At 59.7% G+C, this 18989-nt stretch carries 13 protein-coding genes; 6 read left to right on the plus strand and 7 right to left on the minus strand.

Annotated features, from left to right (window positions below; genetic code table 11):
* Positions 1 to 81: 81 nt before the first annotated feature.
* From Q8M42_RS02500 to Q8M42_RS02525, 6 genes are read left to right on the plus strand one after another with little or no spacing between them, the layout of a single operon-like run.
* Positions 82 to 1041: a MoxR family ATPase gene (locus Q8M42_RS02500; RefSeq protein ID WP_136662503.1), complete on the plus strand. Its 960-nt coding sequence runs from the start codon at positions 82 to 84 to the stop codon at positions 1039 to 1041.
* A gap of 5 nt (positions 1042 to 1046) precedes the next feature.
* On the plus strand, positions 1047 to 1988 hold the full coding sequence (locus tag Q8M42_RS02505; protein ID WP_304864158.1) for a DUF58 domain-containing protein: 942 nt from the start codon (positions 1047 to 1049) through the stop codon (positions 1986 to 1988).
* Positions 1985 to 2479 carry a DUF4381 domain-containing protein gene (locus Q8M42_RS02510; protein ID WP_304864160.1) on the plus strand — a complete coding sequence of 165 codons (495 nt, stop codon included), beginning with the start codon at positions 1985 to 1987 and terminating at the stop codon, positions 2477 to 2479. The genes Q8M42_RS02505 and Q8M42_RS02510 overlap by 4 nt, the downstream gene beginning before the upstream one ends.
* A complete protein-coding gene (locus Q8M42_RS02515; protein ID WP_304864162.1) occupies positions 2472 to 3503 on the plus strand; it encodes a VWA domain-containing protein in 1032 nt (343 codons plus the stop codon). The genes Q8M42_RS02510 and Q8M42_RS02515 overlap by 8 nt, the downstream gene beginning before the upstream one ends.
* Positions 3500 to 5266, plus strand: coding sequence for a VWA domain-containing protein (locus Q8M42_RS02520; RefSeq protein ID WP_370692685.1), 1767 nt, complete (start codon positions 3500 to 3502; stop codon positions 5264 to 5266). Before Q8M42_RS02515 ends, Q8M42_RS02520 begins: the two co-directional genes overlap by 4 nt.
* Entirely contained in the window at positions 5263 to 6903 is a 1641-nt protein-coding gene (locus Q8M42_RS02525) for a BatD family protein (protein WP_304864165.1), read from the plus strand. The genes Q8M42_RS02520 and Q8M42_RS02525 overlap by 4 nt, the downstream gene beginning before the upstream one ends.
* Before the next feature lie 498 nt (positions 6904 to 7401).
* Here the strand turns inward: Q8M42_RS02525 and Q8M42_RS02530 are convergent, their stop codons facing one another.
* The 7 genes from Q8M42_RS02530 to Q8M42_RS02560 form a co-directional block, all read right to left on the minus strand.
* Positions 7402 to 9756 carry an RND family transporter gene (locus Q8M42_RS02530; protein WP_304864167.1) on the minus strand — a complete coding sequence of 785 codons (2355 nt, stop codon included), beginning with the start codon at positions 9754 to 9756 and terminating at the stop codon, positions 7402 to 7404.
* 15 nt (positions 9757 to 9771) lie between these two features.
* The gene (locus Q8M42_RS02535) at positions 9772 to 10860 is read right to left on the minus strand and encodes a YCF48-related protein (protein WP_304864169.1); all 1089 of its coding nucleotides are present in this window, start codon (positions 10858 to 10860) and stop codon (positions 9772 to 9774) included.
* A gap of 195 nt (positions 10861 to 11055) precedes the next feature.
* Positions 11056 to 12426, minus strand: a complete 1371-nt coding sequence (locus Q8M42_RS02540) for a DUF1329 domain-containing protein (RefSeq protein WP_304864171.1) — start codon at positions 12424 to 12426, stop codon at positions 11056 to 11058.
* Positions 12427 to 12492: 66 nt separating this feature from the next.
* Positions 12493 to 14529 (minus strand): DUF1302 domain-containing protein, encoded by a 2037-nt coding sequence (locus Q8M42_RS02545; RefSeq protein ID WP_304864173.1) that lies wholly within the window; start codon positions 14527 to 14529, stop codon positions 12493 to 12495.
* Positions 14530 to 15166: 637 nt separating this feature from the next.
* On the minus strand, positions 15167 to 17827 hold the full coding sequence (pepN, locus tag Q8M42_RS02550) for an aminopeptidase N (RefSeq protein WP_304864174.1): 2661 nt from the start codon (positions 17825 to 17827) through the stop codon (positions 15167 to 15169).
* Positions 17828 to 17881: 54 nt separating this feature from the next.
* Positions 17882 to 18718 carry a DUF2797 domain-containing protein gene (locus Q8M42_RS02555; protein WP_304864176.1) on the minus strand — a complete coding sequence of 279 codons (837 nt, stop codon included), beginning with the start codon at positions 18716 to 18718 and terminating at the stop codon, positions 17882 to 17884.
* Complete coding sequence (locus Q8M42_RS02560; RefSeq protein ID WP_304864178.1) at positions 18718 to 18981, minus strand: YeaC family protein; 264 nt, start codon at positions 18979 to 18981, stop codon at positions 18718 to 18720. Before Q8M42_RS02560 ends, Q8M42_RS02555 begins: the two co-directional genes overlap by 1 nt.
* Positions 18982 to 18989: the final 8 nt, after the last annotated feature.

Genomic DNA, 18989 nt, shown 5'->3' on the forward strand with positions numbered 1-18989 from the left:
AGCGATTGCATTAAAGTGGCTGCCACTTAACTCTGGCGAGATTCAAGACTCGCTGGTCACATTTGCCGGATGAGCTTAACGATGGAACACCGTGAAGCGCTTGTCGCGCTGCGACATTTTCTTTCAAGTCAGATCCTCGGCCAGGAAAAACTCATCGAAAGGCTGCTGATTGCCTTGCTCGCCGACGGCCACATGCTGGTCGAAGGCGCTCCCGGCCTGGCCAAGACCAAAGCGATCAAGGAGCTGGCCGAAGGTATCGAAGCCGAGTTCCACCGCATTCAGTTCACCCCTGACCTATTGCCGGCGGATATCACCGGCACCGAGATCTATCGTCCGGAAACCGGCAGCTTCGTGTTCCAGCAGGGGCCGATCTTCCACAACCTGGTGCTGGCCGATGAAATCAACCGCGCCCCGGCCAAGGTGCAATCGGCGCTGCTCGAAGCCATGGCCGAGCGGCAGGTCAGCGTGGGCCGCAGCACCTATCACCTGTCGCCGCTGTTTCTGGTGATGGCCACACAGAACCCGATCGAGCAGGAAGGCACCTACCCGCTGCCCGAAGCCCAGCTCGACCGCTTCCTGATGCACGTGAAGATCGGTTTTCCCGACGCCAGCGTGGAGCGCAAGATCCTCGCCCAGGCCCGTGGTGAAGCGCTTAACGGTGAAACCAAGCCCGAGCAGTTGGTCAGCCAACAGGCGATCTTTGCTGCGCGCCAGGAAATCCTTGGGCTGTATATGGCCGATGCGGTGGAGGAATACCTGGTGCAGCTGGTGATGGCCTCGCGCACCCCGGCCAAGTTCGACCCGGAGCTGGCCGAGTGGATTGCCTACGGCGCCAGCCCGCGCGGCTCGATTGCCCTGGACCGCTGCTCGCGCGCCCACGCCTGGCTGGCCGGGCGCGATTTCGTCAGCCCGGAAGATATCCAGGCGGTGCTGTTCGACGTGCTGCGTCACCGCATCATCCTGTCGTTCGAGGCAGAAGCCGCCGGCATCGACCAAGACCGCGTGGTACAGCGCATTCTCGACGTCGTGGCGGTCGCCTAACCACCATGCACGAGCAACCCACGCAACCCGGCATTCGCGTCAGCCTCGGTGAACTGATCGAGATGCGCCACCGTGTGCGTGAGGTGCAGCTGTTTTCCACCCCGGCACGGCGCAGCCCGCTGATTGGCCTGCACCACTCCAAACTGCGCGGGCGCGGCGTGGATTTCGACCAGGTGCGCGTGTACCAGGCCGGCGACGATGTGCGCACCATCGACTGGCGCGTCACCGCGCGCACTCAGGAACCGCATACCAAGCTGTTCCATGAAGAACGCGAGCGGCCGATCTACATCATGGTCGAGCAAAGCAAGCGGCTGTTTTTCGGCTCCGGACTGATGTTCAAGTCCGTGCTCGCTGCACAGGCCGCCAGCCTGATCGGTTGGGCCGCCCTGGGCCATAACGACCGTATCGGCGGTCTGGTATTCGGCGACCTGGAACACCACGAAATCAAACCACGGCGCAGCAAGCAGAGCCTGCTGCAATTGCTCAGCCGCCTAGCCAAAGCCAACCAAGGCCTGAGCAACGACACTCAGGGCAGCCGCGACAGCTTCGGCCTGGCCCTGCGCCGCGCCCGCGAAGTGCTGCGCCCTGGCAGCCTGGTGGTGATTCTGTGTGATGAGCGCACGCTGAACGACAGCAGCGAACAGCAGTTGCTGCTGTTGGCGCGGCATACCGACCTGTTGTTGCTGCCGCTCTCCGACCCGCTCGACCATGCCCTACCAAATGCCGGCCTGCTGCGTTTTACCGAACACGGCGCGCAGCTGGAGCTGGATACCCAGGACGCCGAACTGCGCCAGGCCTACCGCAGCCTGGCCGATGCCCGTCAGGCACGCTGGCAGCGCCTGGCACAGAAACTCGGCGTACCGTTGCTGGCCCTGAACACCCAAAGCGAAATGATCGAGCAGCTGCGCGAACACCTGAATGCCCAGCGGCCAAGGAAAGCCCTGTGAACCCGCTGGAGCAACTCGAACCACTGATCGCCCCTGCGCCCATCAGCTGGTGGCCGCCGGCACCCGGCTGGTGGCTGCTTGCGGTGCTGCTGCCGCTGCTCTTGTGGGTCACTTTCAAGCTGCTCAAACGCCTGCCGCGTAAAGCTGCCGGACAGTCGGCCGAAGCAACCCTCGACCCACTGCGCCAAGCCGCGCTGAACGAACTCGAACGCCTGAGCAAACCCTACGACGGCGTCGACGCCGGCCCCTGGCTGCAGCAGCTCAACGCCATCCTCAAACGCCTGTGCCGCGAGCGTTACCCGCAAAGCCACAGCCATATCCTCAGCAGCCGCGCCTGGCTGGCCTTTCTCGACAGCCGCTGCCCAGCCGCCGGCCTGACCCGCTGGATGATTCTGGTGGAAGGCGCCTATCGCCCGCACTGCAGCCTGGATGACAAGGCCATCGCCGGCCTCAACCAGGCGGTGTCGATCTGGATTCGCAAACATGTTTGAGTTTGCCTGGCCCTGGGTCTTCCTTATCGCCCCCCTGCCCTGGCTGCTGCGCGCCTGGTTGCCGCCTGCGGACAGCGGTGAGGCAGCGCTGAAAATCAGCTTTTTGGCGGAGCTGGAAGGTTTGAGCGGCCGCCGCGCCCGCGTGCGCTTGCCAGCCCTGTGGCAACAGGCGCCGTTTGCACTGATCTGGCTGTTACTGCTGCTAGCCTGCGCGCGCCCGCAATGGCTGGGCGAACCATTGCCGTTGCCGGCCAGCGGCCGCGACTTATTACTGGCGGTGGATGTATCCGGCTCCATGGATTATTCCGACATGCTCTGGGAAGACCAGGAAGTCAGCCGCCTGACCCTGGTCAAACACCTGCTCGGCGAGTTTATCGACGGCCGCCAGGGTGATCGGGTCGGCCTGATCCTGTTCGGCAGCCGCGCCTACCTGCAGTCGCCGCTGACCTTCGACCGGCAGACCGTGCACACCTGGTTGGATGAGGCGCAGAAGAATATCGCCGGACCGCAAACCGCCATCGGCGACGCCATTGGCCTGGCGGTCAAACGCCTGCGCGAACGCCCGGCGCAGAGCCGCGTACTGGTACTGGTGACTGACGGGGCCAACAACGCCGGTGAAATCGACCCCATGACTGCCGCGCGCCTGGCCGCCGAGGAAGGCATCACCATTTACCCGATTGGCATCGGTGCCGACCCTGAGCAAGGCGGCGTGCTCGGCATGCTCGGCTTTAATCCCGGCATCGATCTGGACGAGCCGAGCCTGCGCGCGATTGCCGAGGCCACCGGCGGCGAATACTTCCGCGCCCGCAACAGCGAAGAGCTGCAAGCCATCGAAGCGACCCTCGACCGCCTGGAACCGGTGGCGCAGAAACCGACCCTGGCGCGGCCAACCTTGCCGCTCTATCCCTGGCCACTGGGCCTGGCCCTGCTGCTCAGCCTGCTGCTGGTCAGCCAGACACTCTGGCCGAGCCTGCAACAACGCTGGCGCAATCAGCTGAAACTGCTGCGGGGGAAACAGTCATGAACGAACTGACCAGCCTTTGGCCGCACTGGCAGCGACCCTTCTGGCTGCTGCTGATACCGCTGCTGGGCTTTCTGCTCTGGCAACTCTGGCACCGGGAGAAACGCACTGGGCGCTGGCAGGCACTGCTGCCGGCCGCGTTCCAGGCCGCGCTGCTGACCGCCACTGGTGGGCGCAACAGCCGCCTGCCCTGGTTGGCCCTCGGCCTGGCCTGGCTGCTGGCATTGCTGGCGCTGCTTGGCCCGAGCTGGCAACGCATCGAACAGCAGAACCCCAAGCCGGCCGACCCATTGGTGGTGCTGCTGGAGCTGACCCCGGAAATGCTCGCCAGCGACGCCTCGCCCAATCGCCTGGCCCAGGCCAAACGCAAATTGCTCGACCTGCTGGAGGCGCGCCAGGATGCGCAAACCGCCATCGTCGTGTACGCCGGCAGCGCACATACCCTGGTGCCGCTGTCCGATGATCTGGCCACCAGCCGCAACCTGCTCGACGCGCTGAATCCGGGGATCATGCCGGAGCCGGGCAAGCGCGCCGACCTGGCCGTGGCCAAAGCCCTGCAACTGCTCGAACAGGGCGCCCAGGGCAATGGCCGCCTGCTGCTGCTGACCAGCAGCCTCGATGAAGCACAACGCCAGGCCATCAGTCAGGCCCTCGGCCGCCGTGGCGAGCGCCTGCGTATTCTCGGCATTGGCAGCACCCAGGGCGCGCCGATCATTCAGGAAGACGGCTCATTCCTCAAGGACGCCCAAGGCAGCATCCTGCTGCCGCGTCTGGACAGCAACGGCCTCAAGCGCTTTGCCAATGAGCTGGGTGGTCAGTACCAGGGCGTCACTCTGGATGAACGCGACCTGCGCAGCCTGGGCCTGCTCGATGCGCCGCAACAGCTGCGCCGCGATGGCGAGCTGACCCGCCTACAAGCCTGGGCCGACCAGAGCCACTGGCTGCTCCTGCCGCTGCTGTTACTCGCCGCCTGCGCCGCCCGCCGCGGCTGGCTGCTGTGCCTGCCGCTGTTGCTGCTGGGCCTGCCGCAGAACAGCTATGCCTTCGGCTTTGACGACCTCTGGCTGCGTGCCGACCAGCAAGGCCAGCGCCTGCTTGAGGCGCAACAGCCGGCGGCGGCCGCGCAGCGTTTCAACGACCCACGCTGGCAAGGGCAGGCGCTCTACCAGGCCGGCGATTACGCCGCGGCCGCCGAACGCTTCGCCAATGGCGAAAGCGCCAGCGACCACTACAACCGTGGCAACGCTTTGGCACGTAGCAATGAACTGGAAGCCGCCGTGGATGCCTACACCCAGGCATTGGAACTGCAACCCGACTTGGCTCAGGCGCAAAAGAACAAAGCCCTGGTCGAAGAGCTGCTGCGCCAGAACCAGCAGCAACAGCAGAATCAAAGCGACAACCCGCAAGAACCCGACGAGCAGCAGAATCAGCCCAGCAAGCAGCCACAGGCAGGCCAGTCCGATCCCAATGCTCAGCAGCAAGCCGAGCAAGCGCCGGGCAAACCGTCAGCGCCTGAAGATAAGGGTGAGGGTGAAAGACCTGCACAACCTGGCGCCGACGAAGACGCGGATACACCGCCGAAACAACCAGAACAAGACGACAGCAACAGCAGCGAAGAACAGATCGCCAGCGCCGAGCCGAGCCTCGACGGCGAGCGGCGTCAGGCATTGGAACAATGGCTGCGGCAGATCCCCGACGATCCAGGCGAGCTGCTGCGGCGTAAATTCAGGCTGGAACAACAACAGCGCCAGGAACAACTGCAATGAGCCGACTGCTCTGTACCCTTCTGCTTGGCCTGCTGGCCCTGAACGTCAGCGCGCAAAGCTTGACCGCCAGCGTCGACCGCACCCGCCTGGATGCCGGCGAGAGTGTTGAGCTGACCCTGGAATCGGATGACGCCACACTGTTCGGCAAGCCCGATCTGCAGCCGCTCAATGAACTGTTCGAGGTGCTCGGCACCCGCCAGGTCAACCGCCTGACCAGCGGCAGCACGGGCGCCCAGGCCAGCACCCGCTGGATCATCACCCTGCAACCCAAGCACAGCGGTTATGTAGTGATACCCCCGCTAAGCCTCGACCAGCTGCAAAGCGCCCCCATCACCCTGCACGTGCAGCAGGCCAGCAGCGCCGATGACAGTCGCCTGGCCCCAGTGTTTATCGACGCCAGCCTGGATCAGGAAAGCGTCTACGTGCAGGCGCAAACCGTGCTGACGCTGCGCATCTACCACTCCGTTTCGCTTTACGACGACAGCAGCCTGACCCAACTGGATATGCCCCAGGCACGCGTGGAAGCGCTCGGTGAGCCGCGCACCTATGAGAAAGACATCAACGGCGTGCGCCATGGCGTGATCGAGCTGCGTTACGCGATCTTCCCCCAGGAAAGTGGCGAACTCTTGATCCCCTCACAGGCCTTTACCGCCACTGCGCTTGACCGCTCCGCCAGCAACACCTACAACCCGTTCGGCCCACGCCCAGGCAAAGTGGTACGGGTCCGCTCGCCGGAAATCCCGTTGACGGTAAAAGCCAAGCCGGCCAGCTACCCAGCCGATGCTCCCTGGCTGCCGGCACGTTCGCTGAGCCTGAGTGAAGTCTGGAGCCCGCAGCCGGAAACCGCCCGCGTCGGCGACTCGCTGACCCGCAGCCTGCTGCTCAAGGTCGAGGGGTTGGCCAGCGCACAACTGCCGCCCTTGCCGGCCACCCAGGTTGCCGGCCTGCGCCGCTACCCCGATCAACCGCAACTGGCTAATCAGGCCAGCGACAATGGCCTGGTAGCAAGCCGTGAAGAACGCGAAGCGCTGGTAGCCAACCGTGAGGGCGTGATTGCCTTGCCGGCAATCGAGGTGCTGTGGTGGAACACCACGACTGATCAGCTGGAACGCAGCAGCTTGCCGGCGCGCAACCTGCAGGTGGCCGCCAACCCGAATCTGGAAACCCTGCCCGTTGAGGCAGCACGCCCGGCAGTCAGCGAAGCCGCCAACGTCCAACTCTGGCCCTGGCAACTGAGCAGCGCGCTGCTGAGCCTGACCACCCTGCTCGGTTTTACCCTGTGGTGGCGCGCACGCCGTCAACCGGCGGTACTGCCCAGCCAGCAGACCGGCCCCAGCCCGCGCAACCTGCTCGACGACCTCAAACGCAGCTGCCTGGCCAACGACTCACAGGCCACGCGCCATGCACTGGACGCCTGGGCCCGCCAGCAGCCGGAAACCCTGGCCGATATGGCCGCGCGCTTTACCCCGCTGTCCGATGCCCTCGACGGCCTGAATGGCGCGCTGTACAGCGAAAGCGGCCAGCACTGGCAAGGTCGCAACCTGTGGCTGGCGATTCGCAGCCTACCCGCCGTAGAAGACCTCGAAAGCACCACAAACCCGGATACCAGCGCGCTGCCGCCGCTGTACCCGCGCTAACTGCAATCTAGTCAGAGATCCGGCACGCGCAGCTTTTGCAGGACGGGGGGTGGCGCAAAGCCGGGCTTGAGCATCAACTGCGCAATCTGTGTATCACCTAACCCTGCAGCGGTTATCGGATTGCCTCGCTAACGGGTTACGGGGCGACCATGTAGGCACAAGTACAGACCGTGGGAGGGGCCGGGCGGCGTTCCGCTTTAGCCGCGAGCTTTTGCTATTTCAGCACGTAGCCCGAACAAGCGCAGCGCAGTCCGGGGCCTGGATGCTTGCGCAGTGACCTGTGAGTTGGGCGGAGACTGCCTCCCGGATTGCGCCAAGGCTTATCCGGGCTACGGCGCCCGCTGTTGTGAGAGCGGCCTTGGCCGCGAAACTGCTAGAACCAAACACGATTCGCGGGCAAGTCCACGCCACAAAAGCCATCTACCGACCTAACCCATAGACAATAAAAAACCGCGACCCAAGGGCCGCGGCTTTTAGTATTGCGACTGCGTATCAGGCCTAGGCCTTGTTGCGCAGCTTCTCCGGGTTGATCAGGAAGCGTGCCAGAGCAGGCAGCAGCCAGATCGCGCCGATCATGTTCCAGAGGAACATAAAGGTCAGCATCAGGCCCATGTCGGCCTGGAATTTGATCGCCGAGAAAATCCAGGTGGCCACGCCAATCGCCAGGCAGACGCCGGTGAACAGCACCGCTTTACCGGTCGACTTGAGGGTCTCGTAGTAAGCGTCCTGCAGCGACAGCCCCTGACGCAGGTAAGTCTCCAGGCGGCTGTAGATATAGATGCCGTAGTCGACACCAATCCCCACGCCCAGCGCGATTACCGGCAGAGTCGCCACCTTCACACCGATGCCCATATAGGCCATCAGGGCGTTGCCCAGCACCGAGGTCAATACCAGCGGCAGGATTACGCAGAGGGTGGCTGCCAGGGAGCGGAAGGTCAGCAGGCACATGATACTTACGGCTGCATACACCGCGATCAACATGGTGGTTTCGGACGCGGCGATCACCTCATTGGTGGCCGCTTCAATCCCGGCGTTACCGGCGGCCAGAATAAACTCCAGGCCGTCCTTGTTGTTCTGCTTGGCAAAATCTTCGGCGACTTTAACCGCGCGGGACAGGGTTTCCGCCTTGTGGTCGGTGAGGAACACCAGCACCGGAGCGACCGAGCAATCGCCGTTGTACAGGCCGTCGGCCCGGGCAATTGAGTTGTTCAGCACGTCCTGGTTACGCGACAGGGTTTCCCATTTCAGGTTGCCCTCGTTCATGCCCTTGATCACCTGACGCGACACGGTAACCATGGAAATGGCTGACTGCACGCCTTCGGTGTTCTCCATCTTCCACATCAACTCATCCATGGCCGACAAAGTCGGGTAAGTCGAGCAGCCTTCAGGTGCCGTCTTGACCATGATCACCAGTACATCGGAGCTGGTGGAGTAGTTACGGATGACAAAGTCGTTATCCAGGTTGTAGCGCGAATCTGGATGCAGCTCAGGTGCGCCCTGATCGAGGTCGCCGATCTTCAGGTTCTGCCCGTACCACACCCCACCGGCCAGCGCCGCAACGGCAACCACCACGGAGATCGGCGCCACCATCGGGTGCGCGCACTTGGACAGAAAGCGCCAGAAAGGATGTTCTTTAGCGGCTTCTTCACGGCTGATCTGCACCGCCTTCTTGCTGATGCCGATATAGGAAATCATCACCGGCAGCAGAATCAGGTTGGTCAGAATGATCACCGCCACACCCATGGATGCGCCGATGGCCAGCTCGCGGATCACACCAATATCGATCAGCAGCAGCGTGATAAAGCCCACCGCATCCGACAGCAGCGCCACCAGGCCCGGAATAAACAGCTGACGGAAAGCCATGCGCGCGGCAGACAGCGAATCGGTCGCCTCGCCCGAAGCCATGGCAATGCCATTGATCTTCTGCACACCGTGGGAAATACCGATGGCGAAGACCAGGAACGGCACCAGCATCGAGTACGGATCAAGCCCGAAGCCCAGGGTGTGCAGCAAACCCAGCTGCCAGACCACCGCAATCAACGTGGTCAGAACCACCGCCAAGGTGCTCTTGAAGCAATGGGTGAACCACAGCAGCAGCACAAAGGTAATGGCGATTGCCACAGCAAAGAACAGCGCCACACCAATCAGACCATCGATCAGGTCGCCGACTTTCTTGGCGAAACCGATGATGTGTACTTTGACGTTGGGGTTCTGCGCCTGGTACTTATCGCGGATCTTCTCTTCCAGCTCGTGGGAGAACTTTTGATAATCCAGCGGGATCTGCTTGCTCTGATCATTTGGGTCGGCATAGGTCTCCAGCAACGGCAAGTCAACGATGCTCGACTTGAAGTTGTTGGCCACCAGACGGCCAATCTGCCCGGACTTGAGGATGTTGCTGCGCAGTTCTTCGAGGCTTTCCGAAGAGCCGTCGTAGGTTTGCGGAATCACTTCACCGCCGGCAAAACCTTCTTCAGTCACTTCGGTCCAGCGTACGCTTGGGCTCCACAGCGACTTCAGGCCGGAACGGTCGACACCCGGAATATAGAAGGCTTCGTCGTTGATCTGACGCAGCGTCTCCATGTATTCCTTGCTGAAGATATCGCCATCCACCGCTTCCACCGAGATACGCACGGTGTTACCCAGGTTCGCCAGGTCATTGCGGTGCTCGAGCATCTTCTGAATATACGGATGCCCCAGCGGAATCATCTTCTCGAAGCTGGTCTGCGGACGCACCTGCGCCGCCTGGAAGAACAGAAACAGACTGATCAACAGGCACAGCAGAATCACGGCCGGGCGATTGTTGAAAATCAACCGCTCCAAAAAGGAGGCTGGTTGTTGTTGGTGCTTACTCATGCAAAGGCTCCCGGCTTATTGTTGTTGGCCCAGATCGGCGCCAGTAGGCGCAGCAGCATGAACGCCACCCTGCCCTACCAGAATCAGATTGCCGTTTTCCATTGCTGCAACGCCTGCCAGCGAAAGCCGGTCGGCACGATTGGTCACACTGAAATTGCGGCCGTTGTCGGTGCTCTTAAGTACGGTGCCGCCATGCCCAACCACCACAATGGAACCGTCGGCCAGACGATTGCCATCAGCCAGACCAAACTCCAGAGGGCCATTATTGGCGGTGTTCAGGCTGATTGCCTGCCAGGTCGCACCGAAGTCTGCCGAGCGGAACAGGTGCCCACGCAGGCCATAAACCAGCAAAGCACCGGGTTCATCAGTGCCGAGGGCACCGAACAGCGAACCGGCGTAAGGGCCTTTCAAGGTTTCCCAGGTCTGCCCCCAGTCCGGGGAGCGAAACATCGCGCCCTGCTCGCCCACAACAAACAGACCGGAGTCTTTGACTTCGACAATGGCGTTGAGGTGGTAGGCGTCTTCGTTGTCCATGCGGTCGCTGACATCTTCCCAGCTGGCGCCACCATCGGTGGTTTCCAACAAGGCGCCGTAAGCACCTACGGCATAGCCGTTGTTGCGGTCCTTGAACCAGACATCCAGCAACGGCGCTTCACGCTCAAGGTCTTCGAACTGCTTGACCCAGGTGGCGCCGCCATCGGTGCTGGCAAGAATCTGCGCGTCGTGACCAACAGCCCAACCATGGCTGTCGTCGATAAAGAACACGGCAGTGAGCATCTGCTTAGTCGGCACTTTGGCCTGAGCCCAGCTTGCGCCGTTGTCATCGGAGTAGAGGATATGCCCGCGATCACCCACGGTGACCAGGCGCTTGCCCAGGCTGGCGACATCCAACAGCAAGGTATGTGAAGCTTTGGCAGAGGTTACCGAGTAATGACTGACATCATCGCTGGCAGCCTGCAGTGGCGCGCTGGTAAACATCAGCACAGATAGCACACTGCACAGCGACAGCGCTTTGGCTATCGGTGAGTGGACGCGGAGCGCCGGTGCGCGGGACGATCCCACAACACGACCGGCCTGGGTGCGCCGCATGACGGGCTCACTCATATACCTTCCCCCTTATTCTTATAGGTAGCACTACCCTTTTAGCAGTGCGCCTATCCTACTGAGCTTTCAAAAGGCCTGACAATCGGCGCGACGTTATGTTTTGTTAAACCCGCCCGTCTACCATGCCCTGTTCGACCGACAAATAGCAAAAAGCCGCTACAACAGTAGCGGCCTTTTGCTCAACCTACACGCGGATTAACGCGTACCGCGGCGACGCAGCGCAGCAGGCTTGAAGTAACCGTCATCCGGCACAGCCTGGCTGAAGTCGATGGTACCTGGCTCTTCGTTATCCAGGTTCTGCACGTGGTAACGACGGGCTTGCAGATCGTGGAAGCTATCCAGCGCAGACCAGGTGGTCGGCAGGTCGTAGTAGTTTTTCAGGTAGGCAATCGAAACGCGCCACAGCTCGCCACGACCGTCGTACTGATCAACCACTGCTGCTTGCCAGCTGTCCTCGTCGAGGAACAGGGTGCGCTTGGAGTAGATGTGACGCGAGCCCGACTTCAGCGTGCCCTCGACTACCCACACACGGTGCAGCTCGTTGCGCGTATAGGCTGGGTTCAAGTGACCGACTTGCAGCAGGTCCTTGTACTTCACTTCAGGGCTGGTGACCTTGTAGCTGTTGTAAGGAATGTAGATTTCCTTCTTGCCGATCAGCTTCCAGTCATAACGATCTGGCGAACCGTTGATCATGTCGGTGTCGTCTGCAGTACGCAGGCCGTCAGCGGCAGCGATCGGGGTGTCATAGGCCAGGTTCGGCGCGCGGCGCACGCGACGCTGACCGGCGTTATAGCCCCAAGCCTGACGCGGCTCTTTTACCTGATCCAGGGTTTCGTGCACCAGTACCGCGCCGCCAGCCAGACGCGCCGGGCTCTTGGTGAAGGACAGGTAGTAGAACATGATGTTGTTCAGGTCAGCTGCAGTCCCTTTCGGGTTGTAGAACTTGAACATGGCTTCCTGCTGCGAGGTCACCAGGGAGTAGCTGCCGTTACGCTGCACGGCTACTTCCGAAGCGCGGCGCACGATGTAGGTACCACGGTAGCGTGCGATGTGGTTCCACAGCGCTTCTACGCCATTTTGCGGGATCGGGAACGGGATGCCGCCGTAGGCGTCGGAGAAGCCGTTACCGCCATCGAGCAACTTGGCGGTGCTGGCGTTCTTGATGGTGTTGTCATACACCCACTTTGGCGCAGAACCAGAACGACGGGTCTGGTAGACCGGCATCTGGTAGCTGTTCGGGTAGGTGTTGAACATCGCAATCTGACCTGGGGTCAGGTTGTCTTTGTACTGATCCAGATTGGCTTTGGTGATGGTAAACAGCGGCTTGTCATCAGCAAACGGATCTACGTGGTGCTGGCCTGGCGTCTTGTAAGCCGCCGGAACCTGGGTGATACCACCGGTCCACTCAGGGATGGTGCCAGCCGCGTTGCCGGCTTTCTCGGCACCGAACGGGGTGAGGCTTGCGCCCAACTTGGCCGCTTCCGCAGGCGAAACTGCAGCGAACGCGCTGCCAGCGGACAGTGCCAGCGCAATGGCAGCACCAATCAGCGTGTGCTTTTTCAGCATCTTGATTCTCCGTGAAATAAGTCATCAACCGAGTGCCCGCAGGCACTCGATATTTTCTAGTTATGTTTAGAAGGAATACTTGACGTTCAAGCCGATATTGTCGCGGTCGCGGCCAGAGTTGCTTTGACCGGCACCCATAAACTCGGTGTATTGGATTTCCGCTTCCAGGCTATTCAGGTAGCTGGCGCGAAGCCCCAGAGTGTATGCCTTGCGGTCTTCAATGAAGTTACCAGTCTGATGCGAGTTGCCTTGGAAGTCGTGTTTGAACACGGTGAATGGCGACAGGTTTACGCCGGCATATACGTCGTTCCAAGTGCCCGACAGCACCAGCGTATAGCCATAAGCATCAGACGTCGCACAGTCTTGCTTGGCCATAGCGGCATCAGTGGAGTAAGAGGTATTAGCACGGCCCGCGATGCAACGCACGCCATCCACAGAGTTATATTTCAGACTATCACCACGCAGATGCTCGGAAGCAACTTCAGCCACACCAAATAACGAATCAAAGCTCAGCACATTGCCAAAGTTGTGTATAGCACCGATCGATGAATTGAACGCTTCAACTCGGCGAGAGTTACTTACGCGACTGTCACGATTGATCTGTTGACCTGCAATCAAACCACTACCCTTATTACCAGCAGTATTATTCGCGAGACTCGCACCCTGCCGAACCAAGTCACCTAGCAAATCGTTAGTTGCAGCAATACCTACCGGAAGATTTGGACGATAAGCCAACTCCCCAAAAACCGAAGTCTCATTCAATGTGGTATTAAAGCTGAACCCGTACATACGAATATCTTCAGCATACTCGCGCTTAGCCTGAGTGGCTCCCAGAAGATCAACAGTTGCCAAACCGCCGGCGGTTGGCAGGAAACTCTGAAAAGTAGCACTATTAGGGTTGGCACAGTTAGGATCAAGGCCACCTGTAGCAATACCGCACAAATTACCGGTCAAAGTACCAATATTAACCCCATCATAACCATTAAGATCGGCATAGATAGTTGGTTCTTTGGCATGATAATTAACAAGATAAGCCCCAAATTCTGTAGAATTCAAACTCTCAGCGATATACTTAAACGACAAACCATACTGACCATCATTTTTTGCATTAATATCATCTGTAACATCAGCAACCTTCAAAATACTACCAAAGCTCTTATTCACCCCACCCTGGTAAACACCGGCTGCAGTTGCAGCGTTAAGCAATGCAGCCGCGACCGCCGGATTAGCATTACCTCGGCCTGCAGCAATAGCATTGTAGCCTGTAATTGCAGGAGCCAAAGCAGTACCCGCAAAATTGTTATAAGCTGTATTACCACCCTCACCAAAAAGGTCAGTTTCAGAGAAATAAGTACCAACTGGATCAATGGCCGACTCTTTCCAGTTGAACTGATAAAAAGCATCCATTGAAATATTATCGGTCAAGCCGACACTAAAGCTCAGCGCCTCAACCGGAACCAGTACTTCTTTCACTTCGGCACCTGGCAGACGAAACTTGCCAGCATCAACCGGATTGGTGGTATTAACACCACCGCGGTAGAACAAACCTTCACCCCAGTTAAATACCTGCTTACCGAAACGCGCACCCACCGGCATATTGCCAACATCCCAACTGCCATAAACATAGGCATCAAGAATTTCTGCGTTACGGCCTGCACTGTGGCGAGTAGCACGGGTAAAGCTGTCATCGTTTGGTACGTTCTGGCTTGGCTGATAAGCCAGGCTGGTGTCGTAGTAATTGTTGCGCTTATCCATGATCTGGGTGTCATAGAACGCAGTACCGCGCACAAAGGCACCGTAGTTCTGGTAAGTCACTTCCATATCGGTAGTGACCTTGAACACTTCAGAGACCAGACCGGTATTGAAGTTACGGTTACCGTCGTTGGTATTGATGTCGTTGTTGGTCTTATCCTGGCCCTGGACGCGCCAGAGTTGGCCGTAGGACACGGTGGTATCGATGGAGCCGCTGATTTCATCGTCGGCGAAGCTGAATTCCACTGCCTGGGCGTGAGCCGCTACCAGCAGGGGAAGAAGACCGACAAAAGCAAAACCTGCCTTGGCAGGTGCGAAACGCAATACGGGCTTACGGGACTTAATTTCCATCGAAACATTACTCCGTGGACAGATCATCTTTTTTGTACCCCAACCGCTGGGGCACGTTATGGCCGTACTGATGACGGCCTTAAATGTTGATTGGAAGGCAAGCCCCCAACGCGTTTGCACGCACCTCACTGTTTGGCGTGCACCATGACGAGGTCAAATCGATTTAGTTCCCTGCAACCATAGTGCCAATTCAAACGACCGTATAAAAAATCCAGCACCGCACGCGCTCAAACTATAAATCCACTTTGTGACTGGTCATTCAGCAACCATATAACCGCATGCAGTGACAGATTTTTCCTATTTTGTCCTACCATCTGGCGCGATCAGCCACCTTGCTGTGTTGTGCACGCCCAGACGCTTCAAACAAATCAGCCAAGGTCAAGCCAAGCAGTTCAATTCATATTGCGCAAACTTTGCTTACAGTTAATCAGGTAACACAAAAAGTGTTACCTGATTAAGCCAGGTAACACTTTTGTACCGGTAAAAAGGACTGAGTGAAGAACCTGTAACCCTATGCGTTGCGCATAGATCCGCAAGATCGGTCTTTAGTGTTAACGCGCTGCTCAAAAATCGACCAAGCACACCCAAAACTTTATCTAGGGTGGCGCCGCCACCCTAGATTGTTACCGCTCACTGATTAACCAGCCAGGCTCTTGCTGACCACTTCATAGACATCACTGGACAGCTCGCCAGAAGCCAAAATGCGCTGCAGCTGCTCCTTCATCTGCGCCTGACGGGCACTGCCATATTTGGCCCAACGCGTCAGCGGCGCCAGCAAGCGGGAGGCGATCTGCGGGTTGAGGGCATTCAGGGTGATGACTTGATCCGCCAGGAAGCGGTAGCCACTGCCGTCAGCCTGGTGGAAGCCCAGCAGGTTTTGTCCGGCAAATGCACCGATCAGGGCGCGCACCTTGTTCGGGTTCTTCAGGGTAAACGCCGGGTGCTGCATCAGTTGCTCAACACGCTGCAGCGCGCCCGGCAAGGCGCAGGCGGCTTGCACGCTGAACCACTGGTCCATCACCAGCGGGTTGTCCTTGAAGAAATCGGCAAAGCTGGCCAGTGCAGTGGCCTTCTCGGCCTCGAACGGTGAATTGACCAGCACCGCCAGCGCCGTCAAACGCTCGGTCATATTGTCGGCGTGCTCGAACTGCTCAAGACAAACCGCCAACACCTCGGCCTTGCCGCTAAGCATCAGATAGGACAGCGCGATGTTCTGCAGACTGCGCCGGGCAAAGTGTTCGGCCTCGGCCACATAGACGCTGACACGGGAAACCTCGCGGTTACTCTGGTAACGCTGCCACAGCAGATCAAACAGCGCAGTCGACAGTTGCTTACGGGCAAACTCACGGGCGGCGTGGATGGCCTCAACATCGGCCACGTCACTGATTTCGGTCAGATAGGCCTCACCCGGCAGCGAGAGCATCTCGGCAACCATGGCCTGATCCAGCGAGTCATCGGCCAGCAGCGTGCGACAGGCCTCGACCAAGCGTTGATCGAGCACCAACGGCTCGCCACGCTGATGCTGGCCAATCAGCTCCTGCAGCACCTGCACCGACAGTTGCTGCCCCGCCTCCCAGCGGTTGAAGCCATCGCTGTCGTGCTGCATCAGGAACATCAACTGATCACGGCTGTAGGGGAAGCTCAGCTTGATCGGCGCCGAGAAGCCGCGCAGCAAGGAGGGCAGCGGTTTTTCCGACAGATTGACAAAGGTGAACGCCTGCTCGGCTTCGGTCACCTGCAACACACGGGAACGCTCACCTGCAGCATCTTCACCGACCAATTGCAGCGGCAGCTCACGACCCTGGGCATCCAGCAAAGCCAGCTCCACAGGGATAACAAAGGGCTGTTTTTCCGCCTGCCCGGGAGTAGCCGGGCAGCTCTGGCGAAAATGCAGGCGATAGCTGTTGGCAGCCGCGTCATAGCTTTCACTGACCTCCAGGCGCGGTGTGCCGGCCTGGCTGTACCAGCGCTTGAACTGGGTCAGGTCGATGCCATTGGCCTCTTCCATCGCGCGGATAAAATCATCACAGGTCACCGCCTGACCATCGTGGCGGGCGAAGTACAGGTCGCTGCCCTTGCGGAAACCCTCGGCACCGACCAGGGTGCGGATCATGCGCACCACTTCCGAGCCCTTCTCGTACACCGTCAGGGTGTAGAAGTTGGAAATCTCCATAAAGGCATCCGGGCGCACTGGATGGGCCATCGGGCCGGCATCTTCGGCGAACTGGTGGGTGCGCAGGTAGGCCACGTCCTCGATACGCTTGACCGTACGCGAGTGCATATCGGCACTGAACTCGGCGTCGCGGAATACGGTAAAGCCTTCCTTTAGCGACAGCTGGAACCAGTCGCGGCAGGTCACGCGGTTGCCCGACCAGTTGTGGAAGTATTCGTGGGCCACCACCGCTTCAACGCGCTGGTGCGCGGCGTCGGTGGCGGTTTCGGCCTTGGCCAGCACACAACTGGAGTTGAAGATATTCAGGCCCTTGTTTTCCATGGCGCCCATATTGAAGTCGTTGACCGCGACGATCATAAAGATGTCCAGGTCGTATTCACGGCCGTAGACCTCTTCATCCCACCTCATGGATTTTTTCAGGCTGTCCATGGCGTGCTGGCATTTGTCGATGTTTTCCGGCTCGACATAGATACGCAGTGCCACGTCACGATTATTCATGGTGGTGAAGCTGTCTTCCACGCACCAGAGGTCACCGGCGACCAGGGCGAACAGGTAAGCCGGCTTCATAAAGGGGTCTTCCCAGGTCGCCCAGTGCCGGCCGCCTTCCTCACTGCCGCTGGCAATCGGGTTGCCATTGGACAGCAGCACCGGATAGCTGTGCTGCTCGGCGCTCAGGGTGGTGGTGAACTTGCTCATCACGTCCGGGCGGTCGAGGTAATAGGTGATCTTGCGGAAACCCTCGGCCTCGCACTGGGTGCAGAACATGCCGCTGGATTTGTACAGGCCTTCCAGCGCGGTGTTGCTTTCCGGGTGGATGCGCACGCTGCTGTCGATCACGAAACTGTTGCTGGTCGGCTGCAGGGTCAGATGGCTGTCGCTTAGCTGGTAATCGCCGGCACTCAGCTCGCGGTCGTCGAGCGCCACGCTGAGCAGTTCCAGCTGCTGGCCGTCCAGCACCAGCGGTGGTAAACCAGCGCCGGCAGCCGGGTTGCGGCGCATCACCAGTTGCGCGTGCACCAGGGTATGGTCATCGAACAACTCGAAGGTCAGGTGCGTTTCATCAATCAGATAATCCGGGGCCTGGTAGTCCTTGAGGTAGATCATCTTCGGCTGTTCGGTGCGCATGGCTTGTGGCCCTTTGTCTGCGGCGCGCGGGCGCCGGGTTCGCGAATAAGTAACTCAGGCGGCCAGTTCGTGAACGGCCAGCTGGTAAGCGGTGTACTTGCGGATATTGATCACGCCGGTGTCGAACATCAGGTACTGGCCCTTGATGCCCAGCAACGTGCCCTCGGCCAGCGGATTCTTGTCCAGGTTGAAACTGGTGATCTTCGCCGGGTAGGCCTCAATCGGGTAGGCAATCTCTACCACGGGCTGATCGCTGAGCGGCTGGATGGCCTGGATGCCAAAACGCTGCTGCAGTTCGGTCAAGCCGCTGCCGCAACTGGCGAACAGCTGATCGCGCACGGCGAGCAGGTCGACCGGCGCGGCATCGCCCTTGAGCAGCGCGCGCCAGTTAGTTTTATCCGCCACCTGGCTGCGCAGCAGGTCTTCGACAAAGCCGGACTGCTGACGGGTGGCAACCCGCAGAATCGGCAGCGCCTGCGTTGCGCCCTGGTCGATCCAGCGTGTAGGAATCTGCGTGGCGCGGGTGATGCCGACTTTGACGCCGCTGGAATTGGCCAGGTAGACCACATGATCGGTCATACAGAACTGCTCGCCCCAGCTCGGCTCGCGGCAGGTGCCGGCCTCATAGTGGCAGCGCTCCGGGCTCATGATGCAGATATCGCACTGCGCCAGCTTCTGCATGCAGGGGTAGCAATAGCCCTGACTGAAGCTGCTCTTGGTTTTGCGCCCGCAATGGGTGCAGTGGATCGCGCCGAGGAACTCCAGACGCAGACTTTTGCCGATCAGCGGATTAACCGGCAGCAATTCATCGCCCAGGCGAAAGCTGTATTGCACCGGCGCATCCAGCTGCGCCGCCATTTTGCTCAGGGCACCACGGGCCAACTCGCTCATCAGTGCAGGGTATCCGAGGACTTGAACAACAGATTGGGCACAGGCTCGGACTTGGAGCTGCATTCCTGCGGGCCCATATAACCGATGCGTTCGTCTTCCGGCAGGTTGTGGATCTCCCAGGCAATCAGCGCCTGTAGGGTCAGCTCCTTCTGCTCCTGGCTCAGCTTGCGGCCATCCGGCCATTTGCCGATTTCCACAGCCAGCTTGAGGCTCTGGTAGATCTCAGGGGTGATGTTTTCAATCGCTTCAAGAAAGGACGACATGGCGCCTC

This window comes from Pseudomonas sp. (genome assembly GCF_030684895.1).
In the GTDB taxonomy this organism is placed as follows: domain Bacteria; phylum Pseudomonadota; class Gammaproteobacteria; order Pseudomonadales; family Pseudomonadaceae; genus Aquipseudomonas.

What these genes read in the sequence shown, in the direction of transcription:
- pepN (WP_304864174.1), bottom strand. Translation starts at nt 17,827, where the DNA reads ATGCGCACCGAACAGCCGAAGATGATCTACCTCAAGGACTACCAGGCC.
- Q8M42_RS02555 (WP_304864176.1), bottom strand. Translation starts at nt 18,718, where the DNA reads ATGAGCGAGTTGGCCCGTGGTGCCCTGAGCAAAATGGCGGCGCAGCTG.
- Q8M42_RS02545 (WP_304864173.1), bottom strand. Translation starts at nt 14,529, where the DNA reads ATGGAAATTAAGTCCCGTAAGCCCGTATTGCGTTTCGCACCTGCCAAG.
- Q8M42_RS02540 (WP_304864171.1), bottom strand. Translation starts at nt 12,426, where the DNA reads ATGCTGAAAAAGCACACGCTGATTGGTGCTGCCATTGCGCTGGCACTG.
- Q8M42_RS02520 (WP_370692685.1), top strand. Translation starts at nt 3,500, where the DNA reads ATGAACGAACTGACCAGCCTTTGGCCGCACTGGCAGCGACCCTTCTGG.
- Q8M42_RS02505 (WP_304864158.1), top strand. Translation starts at nt 1,047, where the DNA reads ATGCACGAGCAACCCACGCAACCCGGCATTCGCGTCAGCCTCGGTGAA.
- Q8M42_RS02560 (WP_304864178.1), bottom strand. Translation starts at nt 18,981, where the DNA reads ATGTCGTCCTTTCTTGAAGCGATTGAAAACATCACCCCTGAGATCTAC.
- Q8M42_RS02515 (WP_304864162.1), top strand. Translation starts at nt 2,472, where the DNA reads ATGTTTGAGTTTGCCTGGCCCTGGGTCTTCCTTATCGCCCCCCTGCCC.
- Q8M42_RS02535 (WP_304864169.1), bottom strand. Translation starts at nt 10,860, where the DNA reads ATGAGTGAGCCCGTCATGCGGCGCACCCAGGCCGGTCGTGTTGTGGGA.
- Q8M42_RS02525 (WP_304864165.1), top strand. Translation starts at nt 5,263, where the DNA reads ATGAGCCGACTGCTCTGTACCCTTCTGCTTGGCCTGCTGGCCCTGAAC.
- Q8M42_RS02530 (WP_304864167.1), bottom strand. Translation starts at nt 9,756, where the DNA reads ATGAGTAAGCACCAACAACAACCAGCCTCCTTTTTGGAGCGGTTGATT.
- Q8M42_RS02500 (WP_136662503.1), top strand. Translation starts at nt 82, where the DNA reads ATGGAACACCGTGAAGCGCTTGTCGCGCTGCGACATTTTCTTTCAAGT.